At 45.1% G+C, this 17,612-nt stretch carries 11 protein-coding genes; 8 read left to right on the top strand and 3 right to left on the bottom strand.

The features are described from left to right. Nucleotide 1: 1 nt before the first annotated feature. The 4 genes from FLA_RS09705 to FLA_RS09720 all read left to right on the top strand — a co-directional run bounded on the left by FLA_RS09705 (nucleotide 2) and on the right by FLA_RS09720 (nucleotide 8,469). Nucleotides 2–2,833 (top strand): hypothetical protein, encoded by a 2,832-nt coding sequence (locus FLA_RS09705; RefSeq protein WP_076380283.1) that lies wholly within the window; start codon nucleotides 2–4, stop codon nucleotides 2,831–2,833. After that, on the top strand, nucleotides 2,830–6,330 hold the full coding sequence (locus FLA_RS09710; protein ID WP_076380284.1) for a contractile injection system tape measure protein: 3,501 nt from the start codon (nucleotides 2,830–2,832) through the stop codon (nucleotides 6,328–6,330). The genes FLA_RS09705 and FLA_RS09710 overlap by 4 nt, the downstream gene beginning before the upstream one ends. Nucleotides 6,331–6,402: 72 nt before the next feature. Next, the gene (locus tag FLA_RS09715) at nucleotides 6,403–7,110 is read left to right on the top strand and encodes an eCIS core domain-containing protein (RefSeq protein WP_076380285.1); all 708 of its coding nucleotides are present in this window, start codon (nucleotides 6,403–6,405) and stop codon (nucleotides 7,108–7,110) included. 6 nt (nucleotides 7,111–7,116) lie between these two features. Then, nucleotides 7,117–8,469 (top strand): ATP-binding protein, encoded by a 1,353-nt coding sequence (locus FLA_RS09720; protein ID WP_076380286.1) that lies wholly within the window; start codon nucleotides 7,117–7,119, stop codon nucleotides 8,467–8,469. A gap of 94 nt (nucleotides 8,470–8,563) precedes the next feature. Here FLA_RS09720 and FLA_RS09725 read toward each other — a convergent pair whose 3' ends face one another. Then, nucleotides 8,564–10,027, bottom strand: a complete 1,464-nt coding sequence (locus FLA_RS09725) for a hypothetical protein (protein ID WP_076380287.1) — start codon at nucleotides 10,025–10,027, stop codon at nucleotides 8,564–8,566. Nucleotides 10,028–10,447: 420 nt separating this feature from the next. Between FLA_RS09725 and FLA_RS09730 the strand changes: the two genes are divergently transcribed. Both FLA_RS09730 and FLA_RS31655 read left to right on the top strand, forming a co-directional pair. Next, entirely contained in the window at nucleotides 10,448–10,762 is a 315-nt protein-coding gene (locus tag FLA_RS09730) for a hypothetical protein (RefSeq protein WP_076380288.1), read from the top strand. A gap of 27 nt (nucleotides 10,763–10,789) precedes the next feature. Next, nucleotides 10,790–11,548 (top strand): hypothetical protein, encoded by a 759-nt coding sequence (locus tag FLA_RS31655; protein WP_197705880.1) that lies wholly within the window; start codon nucleotides 10,790–10,792, stop codon nucleotides 11,546–11,548. Here FLA_RS31655 and FLA_RS09740 read toward each other — a convergent pair. Continuing rightward, nucleotides 11,545–12,246: a ferredoxin gene (locus FLA_RS09740; protein ID WP_076380289.1), complete on the bottom strand. Its 702-nt coding sequence runs from the start codon at nucleotides 12,244–12,246 to the stop codon at nucleotides 11,545–11,547. The genes FLA_RS31655 and FLA_RS09740 overlap by 4 nt on opposite strands. A 567-nt stretch (nucleotides 12,247–12,813) precedes the next feature. Beyond that, nucleotides 12,814–14,292, bottom strand: coding sequence for an aminotransferase-like domain-containing protein (locus tag FLA_RS09750; protein WP_076380291.1), 1,479 nt, complete (start codon nucleotides 14,290–14,292; stop codon nucleotides 12,814–12,816). A gap of 87 nt (nucleotides 14,293–14,379) precedes the next feature. Between FLA_RS09750 and FLA_RS31815 the strand changes: the two genes are divergently transcribed. Further along, a complete protein-coding gene (locus FLA_RS31815; RefSeq protein ID WP_084206328.1) occupies nucleotides 14,380–15,429 on the top strand; it encodes a GNAT family N-acetyltransferase in 1,050 nt (349 codons plus the stop codon). Nucleotides 15,430–15,518: 89 nt separating this feature from the next. Next, the gene (locus tag FLA_RS09760) at nucleotides 15,519–17,303 is read left to right on the top strand and encodes a carboxypeptidase-like regulatory domain-containing protein (protein ID WP_076380292.1); all 1,785 of its coding nucleotides are present in this window, start codon (nucleotides 15,519–15,521) and stop codon (nucleotides 17,301–17,303) included. The last annotated feature ends 309 nt before the right edge of the window (nucleotides 17,304–17,612 follow it).

Genomic DNA, 17,612 nt, shown 5'->3' on the forward strand with positions numbered 1-17,612 from the left:
CATGGATATTCAGCAACCTGTTACGATAGAAAAGAATTACGAGAGTAATCCGGCTATGGACTTTGCCTGGTTAAGGAAAAGGGCCGTAGAACTGGTGCAGCAATATTCGGGTAAAGTATGGACTGACTTTAACCTGCACGATCCCGGCGTTACTATCCTGGAGCAGATCTGTTTTGCTTTAACCGATCTGGCCTATCGTACCAGTGTGCCTATTACCGACCTGCTTTCCGACGACAAAGGACAGGTGAACTATGCCACCAATTCTTTCTTTAGCCGGGAGCAGATATTAACCTCTTCGCCTGTTACTATCACCGATTTACGCAAGTATGTAGTTGACAGTATTTATGAAGTGAACAACATATGGCTGGAGCCTGTTTTATCGCCCTATACCAAAACTTATTCCCGTGGCAGGTATAAGGTGGTTATACAGCTGTACGAAAAATGGCAGCAACAGCTAAAGCCCGGCCAGGAAGCAGAAGCGGAAACAAAAAAGGTGGTGAACCGTGTAAGAGAAGTATTGAACGAGGTGCGTAACGTAGGAGAAGAGTATGAAACCTTTGTGGTGCTGCAACCGCAGGAAATGACCATACACGCCGAGATTGTACTGTTTAAAAAAGCCATACCCGAAGAGATACTGGCCCAGATATACCACCGGCTGGAAAAAGCATTAAACCCGCCGTTTATATTCTATACCGAAAAAGAAATGCTGGCCAGGGGATATTCCTACGAACAGATTTACGCCGGGCCTAACCTCAAAGGGGGTATTGTGCCCGATGAAGAGTTGAAGAAGATGACCACGCAGATAGATCCTGCGGAGCTGATCAAGGCTATTTCGGGCATGGAAGATGTGTTGCATATTCGCAGGTTGGAAATAGGGTTGGCAGGCAAGAAGCAAGGCATAAAGCCGTTGCAGCTGGACCGGTATCATTTTCCATTGCTGGTGTTTAACCCGGATGATGCCGATGTGAAATTGTTTTACGATGATCAGCCCTTACCCGTGAACGGGGCGGTGTTTGATAGTTTGCTCTGGCGTTTACGTGCCAGCGTGCAAAGAGGGTTTATTGAGAAGATGCACGATGAAGTGGTGGCGGAATGCGTGAAAGGCAAATACCGGAATACCGAACAGTATACTTCTTTGCAAAACTACTTTCCGGCTATTTACCGCCTGGGGGTAGATGGCATAGAAGAGTATGAAACACCTGCCCGCAAAGCGGTGATGAAACAATTGAAAGCTTACCTGATGTTGTTTGAGCAGTTGATTGCCGGATACCTGTCGCAACTGGCGCATGTAGGCGATCTGTACTCTTACGAAGTAGATGCCGGTAAAGCCAAAACCTATTTTGTACAACCTTTATACAACGTGCCCGGTGCATCTGACATCATCAAAGCTTTTACAGATAGCAAGAATACTACCTGGGAAGACTTTATGAAGGATGCCGGAAATGCTTATGTAAGTGCGCTGCAAAAGATTGTAGAAACAGACGAAGTATACCGCAAGCGTAAAAAGCGTAGCCTGGATCATTTGTTAAGCAGGTTTAATATTATACCGGATCACTACCCGGTAATGTTGTACGAATTTTATTACAAACAATCCAATGCCGCAGAGCGTATAGATGAAGAATTGCGCTGGAAAAGTGCGTTGCTGCAAAGCGCCCGGTTGATCAATAATAACAGAACGCTGGCCCGTAACTACCTGAAATTTGGATCCGACGAAATTCGGGTAGGTTTTGCCAATAACATGCGTTTGCTGCTGCATATTCAGCAGCGGGGCACTTTTAATGCCGTGAACGCATTAGGCAACCTGGTAAAAAGCAGTGGCGCCAAACCGGCTGCACAGATGGCTTTTTACAAAACCTATGAAGAAGATGATAAAGCATTAGAGTTGTGGGTAGATGAGAATTTGCCGCTGGATGCCAGCTTTTCGGTGAGCCAGGTGCACGTAGGCTTTTTTAATAAAGGGGCCGATCCTGGTTTTTATAAAATAGTGCCGCACCCCGTAAGCACCGGCGATTACCTGGTGACCATAAAAAAATACGGCTCGCACGAATGGGTGGCTATTGGCCGTTTTTCCAGCCGTATTAAAGCCGTGGAAGGCCTGCGTACTTTCATTGATAAATTAATCAACATCAGCATTGCGTCAGAAGGCTTTCATGTGGTAGAGCACCTACTGCTTGCACCATCCCATGAGTCAAAAGTGTTTGCCTTCCGTTTTTATGATGAAAAAGGGAAGCTGTTGTTAAGCCAGCGCGACTGGCTTACCTGGGAACAACGGGAAGAAGCCATCAGGCAGTTGCTGGAGCTACAACGCAAAAAACAAACAGATATAGAGTGGTTGCGCGCGTTGCAGGCAGCTGTTACTATTTACCGCGCGCCTAATGATAGCGCCGAACCCATGCCTGTGTCCAATGTAGAATTGTTAAGTGAAGAAGAGCAGGCAAAGCTGGCCGGTAAAACCCGCCTGGCACTGGAGAAATACCGCTATCGCAATACCAATTTTTATCCCCGCTTTAAATATGAGGTGCAACGGAAAGATAAAACCGTTGGCACAGAAGATTTTTTCAACGGGAAAGCCACCATCGTATTTCCCGACTGGCCGCGCCGCTTCCAGGACAAAGGGTTTCGCGAGTTTGCACAAAGTCTTTTTCTTACACATTTGCCTGCGCATATGCAGCCTACCTTTTTATGGCTGGACATTCCCCGTATGAAACGTTTTGAAGAAATATACCAGAAATGGGGACAGTCTTTGCGGGACAGGAACGAGTTCGATACCAGCTTTTACAGCGAGCAGCTGACCCTGTTTTTAATGGAAGCTTCTAAATACAACCTGTTGTGAGTGATGATAGCAGTCACATACAAAGCCTGGTGTTTGATGTGGGCTTACGTCCGCGTGAAAAGGCGCATGAACTGCAAAACAGGATCAGCCGGTTGTTTACCTACCAGCTGGAAAGTCTGTTACAGCAGTTTTTCAGCGAATCGATACCGGATGGTGTACACATCAAAATAGATTCCCTTACGCTGGACCTGGGCAATATTACCCTGGAGCAACTGGAAAAAGAACTGCCGGAACGTTTGTTACAGGCATTACACAAAGCATTTGATTTTTCTTTTACACCCGGTGGCCGGCCGGCTGCGGGTGCTACTATCGATTATACTATCACTACTACAGAAGCAGGCTATTTGCGCCTGCTGGTATACTTTTTACAAACGGGTAGCTTTCCCTGGTGGGCAGGCGTGAGCACGGTGTACGAACTGGAAGATGTAATAGAACGGTTGTACAAGAACTATAGCAAAGAGTTACGTGCTGTATTGTTGCGCGAAGGCAAAAATGAAAGTGTGCGCCGCCGCATTGCCTGGCAGTTCAACGAATCTGTTATTCAAAAAATAGTGGAAGTGCTGGAACCGGCAGAAAGCCTGTTCATCCTTGCTTATCATAAAAGCATTACCCGGCAGCAGGAACAATACGCCCTGGTAAAATCGGGTACAGAAGACTTTCAGCGTGCGCTGTGGTTGTTTATCCTTTCCTTTCTGCTGGCAGAAAAAGAAACCTGGTTCAGCCGCAAAATGTTTATCAAAAGCACACTGCGCCAAATGTCGGCACACTTTAACGTAGGCTATACGGCGTTGCTGGGCTTGCTGTACCAGGCTTTGTATGCAGCAGGGGTAGATATTGAACACGCCCGTTTAACCTGGTTTATGAAAGTGGTGCTGGAAGAAGAACTACACACGCATAATGCCGCTTTGCCCACTGAAAGTAATGGTGTAGCAACAGATGCGGTTTACGATTTACTGCAACAGCCTGTTATTGACTGGGCAGTAGAACGCGCAGGCTACACATCGGGGCACTTGCAACTAAAAAACTTATTGGCTTATTTTATAGAAACAGGCGGTGTGCCGCGCTGGGGTCAGTATACGCCCGGTAGCATTGTATCGTTGATGGAGCAACTGCTGAACCAGCACCCACGCGAAGCATTGGCCTTATTACAATGGGCTGGCAGCAGCGACAAACGAATGCATCGCTTTCTGCTACAGTTTCCCGCAGCGTTAGTACAGCGGATATTCGCCTTATTGCCTTCGGGTGAAGAAGCGGTGCAGGCCAGTGTTTTAATACAACAGCTGGCCACCGCTGGTAGTCATCCTACAGCTATGGCCATTACCGCACAAAGTGCAGAGAAAACCTTACTGCGGTTGCTGTGGCATCATTATGCCGAAACCTATTATCAAACCTTTCATGTGGGCAGCTTTTATATACAGGGACTTAAACATCTGTTCCGGTTGCCGGGGCATACCTGGTATGCGTTGTTGCCGGAATTAAACCGGCTGTTCAGCCGGGGTGATACAGAAAGCCTGCAACAGATCATTGCCTGGATTGGTGCTATCAACGAGCAGGGGCAACTGGTAGGGGGCTTTGTAGTAAAGCAGGATGCTGCGCAACAAACCTTGTTAAAGCTGCCGGAAGTAAAGCGGTTACTGTTGTCGATAGCAGGACAGGAATATCGTTACCTGCCTTTGTTTCCCGCCTTATATGGCAAGGAGGAAACCGTCGATAATGCCACTGCTTTATTAACCGCTGTGGCAGAAAATATGGCCTATTATCTTACCTGGAACAGTATGCCCGATGCTTTGCAGGTGCCGGATGAAGCCACGGGTGTGGGTTTGTTAACCGATATGGTATTATACCTGTTTGAAAAAGACCGTGCCCGGCTGAAATCGTTGCTAATGGCACCGGTGAACAGCTATACGGCCCGCAAAAGCATATACCAGTTATTCAACGCCCGGCGTGGCGGTAAAGATGCGCTGATATTGCAATGGCTATCCGGCTTTATACAGGCAGATATGATGGCCTACCTGGGCGATCAGCCCTTTAGCGCTTCGGAAGGATATAAGCGGGATACCTACAAAGGCGTTACCCTGATGAAAGTGGCGCGCATACTCAACCGCTTTTATCAAACGCCCACCGTGGTACCGCTGGACGAACAGCAGCTGCTGCAACAGGCTTTACAAACGTTGGATCATTTCTTTACTTATAACAGCTTACCTGCGGCGCTGGATTTGCAGGGCGTATCGGCCCGGGTGCTGATACAATACCTGTTCCGGTGGGTGCTGGGTAAAAACAGCGCCGCTTTAAGCCGGTTGTTGCAAAAGACAACCCATGCAGCAGAAGCACGCATACAGCTACATAGCTGGTTTGGAAGCAACGAGTTTGTAAATGGAGAAAGCGTTGCTGCTTTTACAGCCATCTGGTTACAACAGGATGTGCTGGCTTATTTGCGGCAGCATACTGACAGGGATATCACCCAAACACCTGCCTGGCACAAATTGGTGCGCTGGCAGCAATTGCCGGTAGGAGTAATCACCTATATCAGCAGGCATTACCGCATGGCTACCATTCAGCAATGGATGGAACGCGAAAACTATACCTGGTTAGAGAACATGCAACCGGCCGTGCTGGTGCTGCAATTGCTGTTTACCGATGCTGCCGGGGTAGGGCGCGACTGGCCTTCTCAATTATTAAACGAATTTTTGTTACTGGCTTTTGCCGGACATGTAATGGTGAAAGATGCTCCAGAGTTTATTAAACAATTCTTCGCCTTTGCCGATAAACGTATCCCGCCACCGGTGTATAAAGTGTATGAACGCATAGGCAAAGCCCTGCCGGTATTAAAAGTGCAGGAGCGGGGCATTGCCCGCGAACTGGTGGCAGTGGTAGAGCGGGAGGTGATTACCCGTTTACAGGCAGCGCCACCCAAGCAACGGTTGCCCATTGCAGGAGTGATACCAGCACCAGACACCGCATCTACAGTGGGCATAGAATTGCCGCGGGAAAAAATGGAGAAAATATACGTACACAACGCGGGGCTGGTGCTGCTGCATCCTTTCTTTTCTTTCTTTTTCAGTAAACTGAACCTGACAGAGAAAAGTAAATTTATAGATGAAGATGCCCTGTTCCGCGCCCTTCATTTAACGCAACACCTGGTAGATGGCGTGTATGCACATGAAGAGCATACCTTATGCCTGAATAAAATTTTATGCGGGGTTGAACTGGCTACGCCGGTACCACTTTCCATAGAACCATTACCGGAAGAAATAGCTATGGCGGAGAGCTTGTTTCAGGCCGTGTTTCAGCAATGGAGTAAAATGAAAAGTTCTTCGGTAGAAGGATTCAGAAATAGTTTTTTGCTAAGGGATGGGGTGCTTACCCGCGGCGAGGATCATTGGATGTTGAAGGTGGAACAGCGGGGTTACGATCTGCTGCTGCAAACCCTTCCCTGGAGCTATGGCAGCATTCGTTTACCCTGGATGAAAGAGGTGTTGTATGTAGAATGGATTTAACAGGGACCCCAATACTAAAATGTACTATATTTAATAAATAATCGGGACGCTAAAACCTTACAGATAGCCGTTATGAAACATGCTGTATTACAAAACAAACTTACTGACAGAAATGCCGCATCTGCCGGCAAATCATCGTCTAATCCTTTACAGTTATTGAAAGATAAGGCTGCACAACTGGCCACAGCAGGGCATAATAACCCACTGCAAATGGCTGGTCCGCTGGAAGAGGAGTTACCGGCGCAAGGTAAGTTTGCGGCACAACTCGCGGCCGGACCCGAAGAAGAGTTACCTGTGCAGGGTAAGTTTACAACACAATTGGCCGCACCGGAAGAAGAATTACCGGTACAAGGTAAGTTTGCTACGCAATTACAAGGCGGTTTAGAAGAAGAATTGCCTGTGCAGGGCAAGTTCACCACTCAATTAGTGGGTGGCGCGGAGGAAGAACCCCTGCAAATGCAACCCGAAAACAAAACCGGTTTATCAGATAACCTGAAAAGTGGCATAGAAAACTTATCGGGTTATTCTATGGATAGCGTAAAGGTGCATTATAATTCCAGTCAGCCTGCCCAGTTAAACGCGCTGGCCTATGCACAGGGAACAGATATACATGTAGGTCCTGGTCAGGAAAAGCACGTACCCCACGAGGCGTGGCACGTAGTGCAGCAAATGGCGGGCCGCGTGCAACCTACTATGGAATCGAATGGTGTGCCCATCAACGACAGTGCTGCTTTAGAAACAGAAGCAGATGTGATGGGAGCCAAAGCCAATAACTTATAATTATTCATGCCTTCTTCTCTTATAGCCAATAGCGCTACTGCAGATAATGAATTGCGGTGGTTTTCGGAAGTTGCAGTGGCGCGCGGTGCCATTAGTTTTGGACAGGATGCCCAGGAGCAACCCATAGAAACGATACTGCCACCGGATATTACCAACGATACTTCTTTGTACGCGGACACCATCCGCAAATTTCACATGTCTTTTGAAGAACGGTTTATACTGGCATTGGCGCTGATACCGCATCTGCGCCCCGAAATGCTGGATATGCTGTTTTTAAAGAATCCTGCCACCGACCGTTTGTATACAGAGCTGGGTGGCCAGAAAGGAACAGTACATAACGGTTACCTGCCCACGGGCGAAACTGCCGTGTTTTTACTGGCAGGCTACCAGCTGCGCCAGCGAATAGAGCTGATGGCGCTGTTTGATGAAAACCATTATTTCTACCGGCATAACCTATTAAAGTTACAGTCAGCCGCACCCGGCGAGCCCCGTTTAAGCGGTGCATTAGCTATTTCGGCAGAATACCTCACTTTATTAACCACAGGCGAAAGTTACCGCCCCGATTTCGGTGCCGGCTTCCCCGCTAAAAGATTAACCACTTCCTTAGAATGGAGCGACCTGGTTGTATCAGAAGACATCCTGGACGAGCTGGACGAAGTGCGTGTATGGCTACAGCACGGGCAGGCATTGCTGAACGACTGGGGTTTTAAAGGCAAGGTAAAACCCGGTTTTCGCGTGTTGTTTTCCGGCCCTCCCGGCACGGGTAAAACACTGGCAGCCACATTGCTGGGCAAATCGGTACACCGCGATCTGTATCGCATTGATTTGTCTATGGTGGTATCCAAATACATCGGGGAAACAGAAAAGAACCTGGCCAATGTATTCGACAAAGCTGAAAACTCGGAATGGATATTGTTTTTTGACGAAGCAGACGCCCTGTTTGGTAAAAGAACCAGCACCTCCGACGCGCACGACCGCCATGCCAACCAGGAAGTGTCGTACCTGTTACAGCGGATAGAAGATTTTCCGGGCCTGGTAATACTGGCTACCAACTTTAAATCCAACCTCGACGAAGCATTTGCCCGCCGCTTTCAATTATCCATCAACTTCCAGAAACCCGATTTTGAACAACGCCTGCGCCTTTGGCACAACGCGTTTACGCCACCCTGCGAACTGGCGCCGGAAGTGAACCTGGAAAAAATAGCCTACGAACATGAGCTTACAGGTGCTGCCATTATGAATGTGCTTCGCTATTGTTCCCTGCGGGCACTGGAAAAGGGCACCACTGTTATTGCTTCTCATGATATTCTGCGCGGTATACGCAAAGAAATGCAGAAGGAAGGCAAGAATGTGTTTTAGCTTCTTCCAAAGGAATTACAATTCAATCAAAGAGTAATAAAAAAGCCTTCCCCCGGCTTTATATCCGGGAGAAGGCTTGTAATAGGAGTGGTGTTTATTTCAAAATAGTCAGATATCTGCTAACGGAATTATATCCAATGTAACCATAGCCATTCGTAGTTCTTGCCCAGGCGGTTACGTTAAAGGAATGTGCACAGGTAACCAATGGAACCCATACACCCGAAGCAGGTGCATTTTGATTGGTGACACCGCCCCAGTCGCCTTTGGCAGGAGTGTAAGTGTCCGATATAATAGTGGCCGACTGTCCTTCGCCCCATGTGGCAGTAACAGCATAGCTGTGTACATTGTTTTCGGGATCATTGGCATCAAAGTTTATCACCAGGCCGTCAGTGCCGCTGGTCATCTTCACTATTTCACAGGTGTTTACTGCAACACCGCCATGCTTGATGGAATTGATTTTTACAATAGGCACGGTGTTGTCAATATATAAGGTGAGCGTTTGAATAGTGGGAAGCGTGATAGATGCTTTAGTAGCGGTGTAAAACTCTACCTGGAACTGGTGTAAACCTTGTGATAACTCGTAGGAATTAAACTGGAATAACAGGTCATGAATAGAGTAATCCACACCCGCAGTTGGCAATGGATAAAAATTGCTGGTATCCGGGCTGTAATTCACCAGTGTGTAATCATTGGCAACGCTGTTCCACCTGTAATTATTCCACGAAGTGATAAGGTCGGTAAACGTACCCGCTGTACCTGTTCTATGTTTTACCTTGATAAAGGCAGCTTTGTTTACTGCAATAAGGTTATCCAGGTTAGGACCGTTACCAATGATGTTGAGTAAACCGCCAAATGCCGCGTTCTGTACTTGCACCATGTAACCCACATCGGTGGTGGCTTTACCGGAAGCTGCATTGATTTTGGTAGTGGGTATCAAACCTACACAGCCTATAACGGGGCCCATTAAAGAAACGGGCACCGAAGGTCTTCTGGAAAAATACAATGTGTGCAGGCTGGCAAAGCTGGTCCAGAAGTTAGCAGGTGTACTGTTGTCCTGTAGCGGGGTAGTGGAATGCACCCGGATACCAAACCTGGTATAAGGTGGTAGTATGAATGGGATAAGGGATACGTTCAGATCGGTCAATTTAAATTTGAACTTCCATACACGGTGTGGTGTAGCGCTGTTGGGAGACGCTTCAAAATCAACCTTGAATTCTGTTTGATCGGTGCTGAGTCCTGTCCAGGTACCTGGTGCTAAGTAAAACTGCCGGCCTATTTTGTTAGGTGTTGCGGGGTACTGTCCATAGTTAACGTCTACATTAGGGGTAATGTTACCATCACGGTTACGGTCAAAGGTGAACCAGAAATAATCATCCACACCACTGTTGTTTACGGTGTCGCCTGTCATGTCCAGTGCTGCATACAGGTATTGCGCGTCATTCTTGGTTAGCAAAAATCCATTCGGAATAGGCATTTTTCCTGCACCAGACCAAATGGCGTCGTTTAAACTTTCGGTAAGCTGTATGGGCGCATCGGCCCATGTTGATGTTGTTGTCATGGCAAATCAATTAAATGTGTTTAGCCTACTCTGTATGGTTTTCGGCACCCCCTTTTAATGGTTAAACAAATACTGCTTTGTAAGGCAGTAAGCGGAAGATATAGTGGGTATGTACAATATGAAGGGATATTGTTGTTGCCATATCTCGATGTAAAAATGTGTAATAAAATTCGTTAACAGAATAGTGATATATCGCTATGTCAATAGTTGATAGAGAAACATCAAAGGAGGAGCAGGACGGGTTAAGTACAAGTGAAAGTCGTACCAAAGGCATAGATGCTGTATATATAAAGCATACCATAAGTATGGATGATGCATGTCAATTACATGAAAACAGGTTTTTTGCAGTAAATTTGTTTTTATCCAGCAGTATAGTGGCAACCTATTATAGATGTAATTCAAAACTAAACTCAATTACTTATGGGAAGAATTGTGATAGTAGCCTACAAACCTAAAGCAGGTAAGGCAGAAGCCTTAAAAGCGCTTACAAAAACACATGTGCCGAGGTTATTGGCTGAGGGGCTGGTAACAGAACGGCCACCAGTGATTTGTGAATCAGAAGACGGTGTTATCATAGAAGTATTTGAATGGAAATCGGCAGAAGCTATAGTAGCGGCCCATGATAACCCGGTAGTGCATCAATTATGGGCAGAATATGCAGAAGTATGTGATTATGTACCTTTAAATAGCCTTGGTGAGGTGAATAATTTATTTGCTGAATTTACGGCGGTATAACAACTCGGTTTAATTGGGATAAATAATATGATGAAAGAGGAAGAACTGGATAATCTGATTGCTCAACTTGGAAAGGAAGCTTTGTTAGAAGGTGACACATTTCAAGCGATGGCGAAATTGGAAGCCAGCCGTATTGTTGTGAGCGATTTGAAAATGCTGCGTAGTAAACTTCACCATCCTCCAACAGTACACCCTGACATTAGTAGACAGGATTTAGGTTTAAGTGGCTGGTTATCTATATGTCAGCATGTGATTTTGGAGTTGGTATATCATTTGGGAGCTGACGGACTTGATTTTTTGAAATCAATGGCATTTGGAGTATATGACTGGCCACAAGGAACAGCGTTAGTAATCATTTGCAGATTATATATAGATGGTAAATTGTCGGATGACGTTATTGATAATATAGCAGTGAGGTTGGGAGAGATGCGATACGAAACGCATCTGCGTTTAGCTCATGGACTGGTTATAAGAGAAAAAGAGGATAGCAGATATGGAGGTGTTATAGATAGATTTACTGATGTGAATTTTCAACTGGCCTTGGCCGAAACTCCGGAAAGACCCCGTATGACAAGGGAGCAGTTGATAGAGGTAGGTAACAAAATAATGTCTCCAGGTAATAACGAAGAAGACACAAGAACCTGGATGGAGATATTTGATTTACATGTTCCTTATCCTAACGGAAGCAGTTTGTTTTTTATAGCCGAAGGTGCAACTATCGACGATTGGGACTATAATCCAACAGTAGAAGAAGTAGTTGACAAATGTCTTTCCTACAATCATTAATAAATTTCAGTTGATTCTGGGTATTCATTCCCCGCAGTATCAAACCAAATAAGATGGCTTACCCCAGGTAATTGCTGTAAAATTTCATTCAAATGCATAGCGGCGTATATAATGTGGTTCAGGTGGGCATCTTCTTCAAGTGTTATGATAATGGTAAATGTTCCGTTATCATTAAGATGACAGGTATAAATAGTGCCTGATAAAAACGGTCTCCATCTATGTGTAAATGTGATGAAGTCTATTGTATTTGTATCGAAATTGACAATTTTAGATTTTAACCAAGGGTGTTTACTTAACAGTGTATACGCAATATGTCTACTTAGATCCTTAAGCCGACCTGTATAATGAAATCGTACCTCGTTTTTAATAATTGTTTTATAATCCCCGGCTGGTTTATGATCGCATAAGTCTGATAAGTTTCTTTCATACAGACGTTTTAAAATAGCTTCATCTTGTCCTCCATATCTGATACTGGCGACACAAGCTACTTCCATCGCTTTGATGGCTCTTCCTAATTCATCAGGGGTGCTTGGCTGTTTTTTGAAGTAACAATGCCCGTATTCTTTCATGGAATGTTCAATCAGATCGGGGGCTTCTGCTTCTGGTGCGCCACATGTAATGCAACTATTATTTTGGGAATAAAAATCGCCTATTTCTCCTTCAGGATATTTTTCGCAGTCTTCTTTATAGGACATCATGGGTATTTGTTGGGATGAATTACTGTGGAATTGTACAAAAATAGGTGGTTTTTATGTTAGGGGACCCTGGCTATATAGATAGCTATAGGTGCTTCCCTTTATCATTTTCTTTATTTGGGTATGGGATGCTTATTTTGTAGGGTATTCCTGAACCTAAGCTTTGTATTATATGGCGATGATTCTTGTTTTTCTGTTTGATCAATGGTGGAAACCGCTTTATTACTGGTTAATCGTATTGGTGCTGCTACAAGTAAGTTTGTTATGTACTAATCCTCTTTACATGAGTGTTTTTGCATGCCTGTACTTAATTACGGTATTGAGATTAGCTGGTTTTGCTATATATCAGTTTACCTATAGAAGGTGGTGGAAAGGGATTATTACAAGCCTGGTTGTTTTAGGTCATATAGCAATCGTGGGATTTATAATCTTGATACATTTTCTAAAAGATAGGAGAATTTTTATTACACTAATGGAGGGATAATTACTTTGATAGAGAACAATCACCCACCTTTAAAATCCTGAGACAATTATCTTTATTACATGCTGAACTTTTATATCATTTCAATACTATATCAACCTTTTTAAAATCTCCACACTTTTTACCAACTCTTCTTTTGAGGAAGAAGCAAAGCCTAAGCGAATACCGTTGGTTTTATAATGCGGATATTGATGTGCTTTGCCATCAGACAGGTATAAGCCTTTTTTATACGCTTTAGCAGCCAGTGTTTCCAGGTGAATGGAGGTGTCAAATTCGGTCCATACGGTCATGCCACCTTCCGGGATGGTAAATTGCACGGCATCGCGCAGCTCACTGTTTAGCAAGTGGCAAAACAGGTCCCGTCTTTCTTCATAAACAGGTAATGTTTTTCGCAGATAGCGTTGTATGGTGCCGTCTGTTATGAGGTCGGCCATTACATTATCAACAATATGATCACCTTGCCTGTCCAGGAGGATACGAACCCTCGACAGATGTTCTATTACATTCTCCGCAGCTACCAGGTAGCCCATGCGAAAAGCAGGGGAGAAGCTTTTACTGAACGAGCCGCAGTAAATAACCATGCCGTTGGTGTCGGCGCTGGCAAGTGGTAGCAGTGGCCGGTGTTTATAATGAAAATCGAAATCGTAATCATCTTCAAAGAGGAAGAAGTCATATTCATTGGCTAATCTTATCAGTTCCAGTCTGCGATCAATACGGAGTGATACGGTGGTAGGGTAATGATGGTGGGGCGTTACATATACCATCCGTACTTGCTTTTTCTTACATATTTTCCGGAGTTCTTCTACCACCAGTCCGTGTTCATCTACCGGTATACCAATATGATTAGCCCTGGCGTGCAGAAAATTATGATCGGCCCGTTTCCAGCCGGGGATACCGGATACAATTACATCACCGGGGTTAATGAGGGCAGCACACACCAGGTTAAGTCCCATCAAAGTGCCTCTGATGGAAAGGATGTTGGCCGCTGTTGTTTTTAAGGCCCGGGTATTATTCATATGCTCAGATATAGCCTGCCTGTAGTGGTCAGATCCTGCCGGGTGGCCATAGCCGCCGAATTTATAATATAGCCCGCTTCGGGTGAGCTGGTTGCGGTAGGCCCGGTAAAACTCCGGCAACGGTGCCAGTCTGGGATCGGGATAACCATCATCCAAATGAAGGGGTAAGGTAGAACTGGGTTTTACTATATCGGGATAACTGATGGAAGGGATAGTAAAACCGGCTTTTTTCACCGGGCCGGCCACTTGTTTTTTACCCAATGCTTTGGGCTGGTGATCGGCTATATGTGCGCTAACAAAGGTGCCGCGGCCTACGGTGCTTTCCAGCCATCCTTGCATCTGCAACTCTTCATATGCTTTGGAAACCGTTATGCGGTTAATGTGTAACAGCGCCGCTACATCCCTGGTACCGGGTAGCTTTTGCCCTGAGCGTAATTTTCCTTCCCGCACCAAAACTAAAATAGCATCAGCCAGCTGCAGGTACACCGCCCGTTCGTGGGAAGAATCCAGTGTAATGGCTGCTATTATCTGTTCTGTAATTGGACTACCCATTTTTTACGCATTGGACTACAAACATAGTCCATTCTGTAGTTAGTTTTGTACCGGGTTATACATTGGTGAACGGCATAAAGTACAAACATGAGCAACATCATTATAAAAAGGGTAACACTCCACGATATAGAAGCATTGCAGCAAATAGGCCGGCAAACCTTTGCCGAAACTTTTGCACCTTTCAATAGTGCAGAGAACATGGCTACATACCTGGAAGAAGGTTTTGCCTATGATAAACTAGCGGCTGAACTACAAAAGGAAAACTCGGAGTTTTATTTTGCGATGCTGGATAATGCTGTTATCGGGTATCTGAAACTGAATACCGGTGATACTCAAACAGAGCTAAAGGAGCAGGGAGCGCTTGAAATAGAACGTATTTATGTGCAGCAGGAATTTCACGGTAAGAGGGTGGGGCAATTGCTGTATGATAAAGCGATAGCGGTAGCCATCGAAAAACAGGTGCAGTATGTGTGGCTGGGTGTTTGGGAAAAGAATAGCAGGGCCATCCGCTTTTATCAGAAGAATGGTTTTGTTGCTTTTGATAAACATCTGTTTCAACTGGGCAACGATGTACAAACGGACTTTATGATGCGGAAAAGGTTGGATGGAAGTTTGGAAATACAACCTTTGTTAGAGAATGAAAATGTGATACTGTATCCATTACGGGAAAGTGACTTTGATAGTTTGTATGCAGTGGCTTCCGATCCGAAAGTGTGGGAACAGCATCCTAACAAAAACCGCTGGCAGCTGGAGGTGTTCCGTACTTTTTTTGATGGCGCCATACAAAGTAAGGGAGCGTTTAAAATAGTGGATAAAACCACAGGAAAAGCAATAGGATGCACCCGCTTTTACGATTATAACCCACAGGAGAAAAGCATATTCATTGGCTACACATTTTATGGTACCATCAGCTGGGGCAAAGGCATTAATCAGCAGGTAAAAGCCCTGATGCTGGAATATATATTCCCGTTTGTAAATCAGGTATTCCTCCATGTAGGTGCCCATAATATCCGCTCACAAATAGCGGTTGGCCGTACAGGAGCCAAAAAAATAGGGGAGCAGGCAGTCGCTTATTTTGGAGAAACTTCCCTGTTAAACTTTGTGTATGTGATAGAAAAGGAAAGCTGGAGAATGTGAAACGGTGGGTAAATAACGCTGGTTTTTAGGCAAAATGTATGGGAAAGGCCGAAATAGGAGTAATATTGCATACTCTTATTAAACAAATTATGAAAACAACCCGCATTTTGGGTGCAGCCTGTCTTTTCGCTGTACTCGCCTGCATGGGATGCAAAAAGTCGTCGTCCCCAACAGTTGAACCTCCATTACCTTATACTCCGGAACCTGTAACCGCTACTATTTCAGGTCGTGTTATAGATGAAAACAAGTTGCCTGTGAGTGGCGCTGTGGTTACTGCCGGATCGGTATCAGACACCACAGGAGTGGATGGCTTATTTATCATTAACAACGCCAGCGTAGATAAAAACGCTGGGTTTGTGAAAGTGGTAAAAGATAGCTTTTATCTCGGGGCTAAAACAATTGTAGTAAGGTCTGGTAAAGACAATAATGTGTCTATCCAGTTAATTAAAAAAACAGTAGCAGGTACTTTTGCCGCTTCTTCAGGCGGTACCGTTACCGTGCCGGCATCGGGCGGTAATATCCAGTTTCAGGCGGGTAGCGTGGTAAATGCTGCCAGCAATGCGGCTTATACCGGTAACGTATCGGTAAGCGCTTTCTTTTTCGATCCTACTGCAGAAGGATTTGATAACATTATACCCGGAACATTAAGGGGTACTACTACCAACAACATCGAAACAGGTTTGCAGTCTTTTAGCATGATGGCAGTGGAATTAACCGGCGATAACGGTGAGAAACTGCAACTGGCCGACGGAAAACCGGCTACCATTACGTTTGCTATTCCTGCTGATATTCGTAGCAAAGCGCCTAACAATATTCCGTTATGGTACCTGGACGAAACAAGTGGCTTGTGGAAGGAAGAAGGAGAAGCTACGCGGAAGGGAGATACCTATGTAGGTACTGTAAAGCACTTTTCTTACTGGAACTGTGATGCACCATTTGCAGTGATTGACTTTTCTGCTACCATAACAGATAAAAACGGTATTGCCCTGAAAGGGGGTAAAGTGGTGTTTACTACTTCTGACAGTACTGTTAATTATGGCGCCGGAAATATCAATGATGATGGATTTACCGGAGGTAAAATTCCTGCCATGGCTATTTTAACTATGATCATCTATGATAAATGTGGCAGCCAGGTATATAGAAAAAGTGTGGGCCCCTTTGCAGGTGCAACCCCACTGGGTACTATAGTGGTGGATGCCACTACTACTGCGGTAACTATCTCAGGTTCTGTTGTTAATTGTTCCGGTGGCGCTGTAGCTGATGGCTATGTAACCGTAGAACTGGAAAATGTATTTTACCGTACCAATATTACCAATGGAAGCTTTTCCTTGCTGGTAAACCGTTGCAACAACACGCCTGTTACTGCTACAGTTACCGCTTATGATCCTGCGTCTGCTCAAAGTGGCGAAGCTGCTAAGGTGGCTGTTTCGGGTACATCCGTAAATGCAGGGGTGATTACGGTATGTGGCACTGTGTACGACCAGTATGTATATTATACTGTAAACGGACAGAACTACGGCATAACAGCTCCTCCCTTTAACATGAAGGTAACCGCCAGTATATATGGATATGGTAACGGCGTTTATGATACGGTTACCGAATTACGCGCTACCAGCGCTGAAAACGAATACCGTTATTTCTACCTGGCCTTTAGAGGGGGTGCCTATCCTGGTGTAAAAGCATGGAGTGGTTTTTATCCTTATGATAACAGCGACACCTATTTCGTGCAGAAAGGCAATGCAGATGTAATTGTAACAGAATATGGAAGCACGGGCACAGGTTACATTGTAGGTTCTTTTACAGGGAATGTATCTGATTCTAACAATAACAGTAAGGTATATCCTATATCCTGCCGGTTTAGGTTAAAGCGATAAACTACCGTGGAAGTAACTATAAAAAAGAAGCGATCCTTATTATAACGGGATCGCTTCTTTTTTATCAGTATGAATTCTAATAACATTCTAAATGGGGAAATCCTTTTTTAAAAGAATGCATCAGTAATATTGTTTACAGAATATAGCTGCCTTGCTGTTAAGAACACAGGCTGATGTATTGATTTTTAGTTATAAATTATGGCTTAACGGGCTGTCTTCGGGGGGAGATAGCCCGTTTTATTGTACCAATACCGTACAGGTAATGTCCGTATCTGAACACCGGGCAACCGTTATTCGCTGAGTTTCAGC

Source organism: Filimonas lacunae, from assembly GCF_002355595.1.
GTDB classification, from domain to species: domain Bacteria; phylum Bacteroidota; class Bacteroidia; order Chitinophagales; family Chitinophagaceae; genus Filimonas; species Filimonas lacunae.

Excerpts from the sequence above, each read along its gene's own strand:
- FLA_RS09715 (WP_076380285.1), top strand. The coding sequence starts at position 6,403 with ATGAAACATGCTGTATTACAAAACAAACTTACTGACAGAAATGCCGCA.
- FLA_RS09705 (WP_076380283.1), top strand. The coding sequence starts at position 2 with ATGGATATTCAGCAACCTGTTACGATAGAAAAGAATTACGAGAGTAAT.
- FLA_RS09725 (WP_076380287.1), bottom strand. The coding sequence starts at position 10,027 with ATGACAACAACATCAACATGGGCCGATGCGCCCATACAGCTTACCGAA.
- FLA_RS09730 (WP_076380288.1), top strand. The coding sequence starts at position 10,448 with ATGGGAAGAATTGTGATAGTAGCCTACAAACCTAAAGCAGGTAAGGCA.
- FLA_RS31815 (WP_084206328.1), top strand. The coding sequence starts at position 14,380 with ATGAGCAACATCATTATAAAAAGGGTAACACTCCACGATATAGAAGCA.
- FLA_RS09720 (WP_076380286.1), top strand. The coding sequence starts at position 7,117 with ATGCCTTCTTCTCTTATAGCCAATAGCGCTACTGCAGATAATGAATTG.
- FLA_RS09760 (WP_076380292.1), top strand. The coding sequence starts at position 15,519 with ATGAAAACAACCCGCATTTTGGGTGCAGCCTGTCTTTTCGCTGTACTC.
- FLA_RS31655 (WP_197705880.1), top strand. The coding sequence starts at position 10,790 with ATGATGAAAGAGGAAGAACTGGATAATCTGATTGCTCAACTTGGAAAG.
- FLA_RS09750 (WP_076380291.1), bottom strand. The coding sequence starts at position 14,292 with ATGGGTAGTCCAATTACAGAACAGATAATAGCAGCCATTACACTGGAT.
- FLA_RS09740 (WP_076380289.1), bottom strand. The coding sequence starts at position 12,246 with ATGATGTCCTATAAAGAAGACTGCGAAAAATATCCTGAAGGAGAAATA.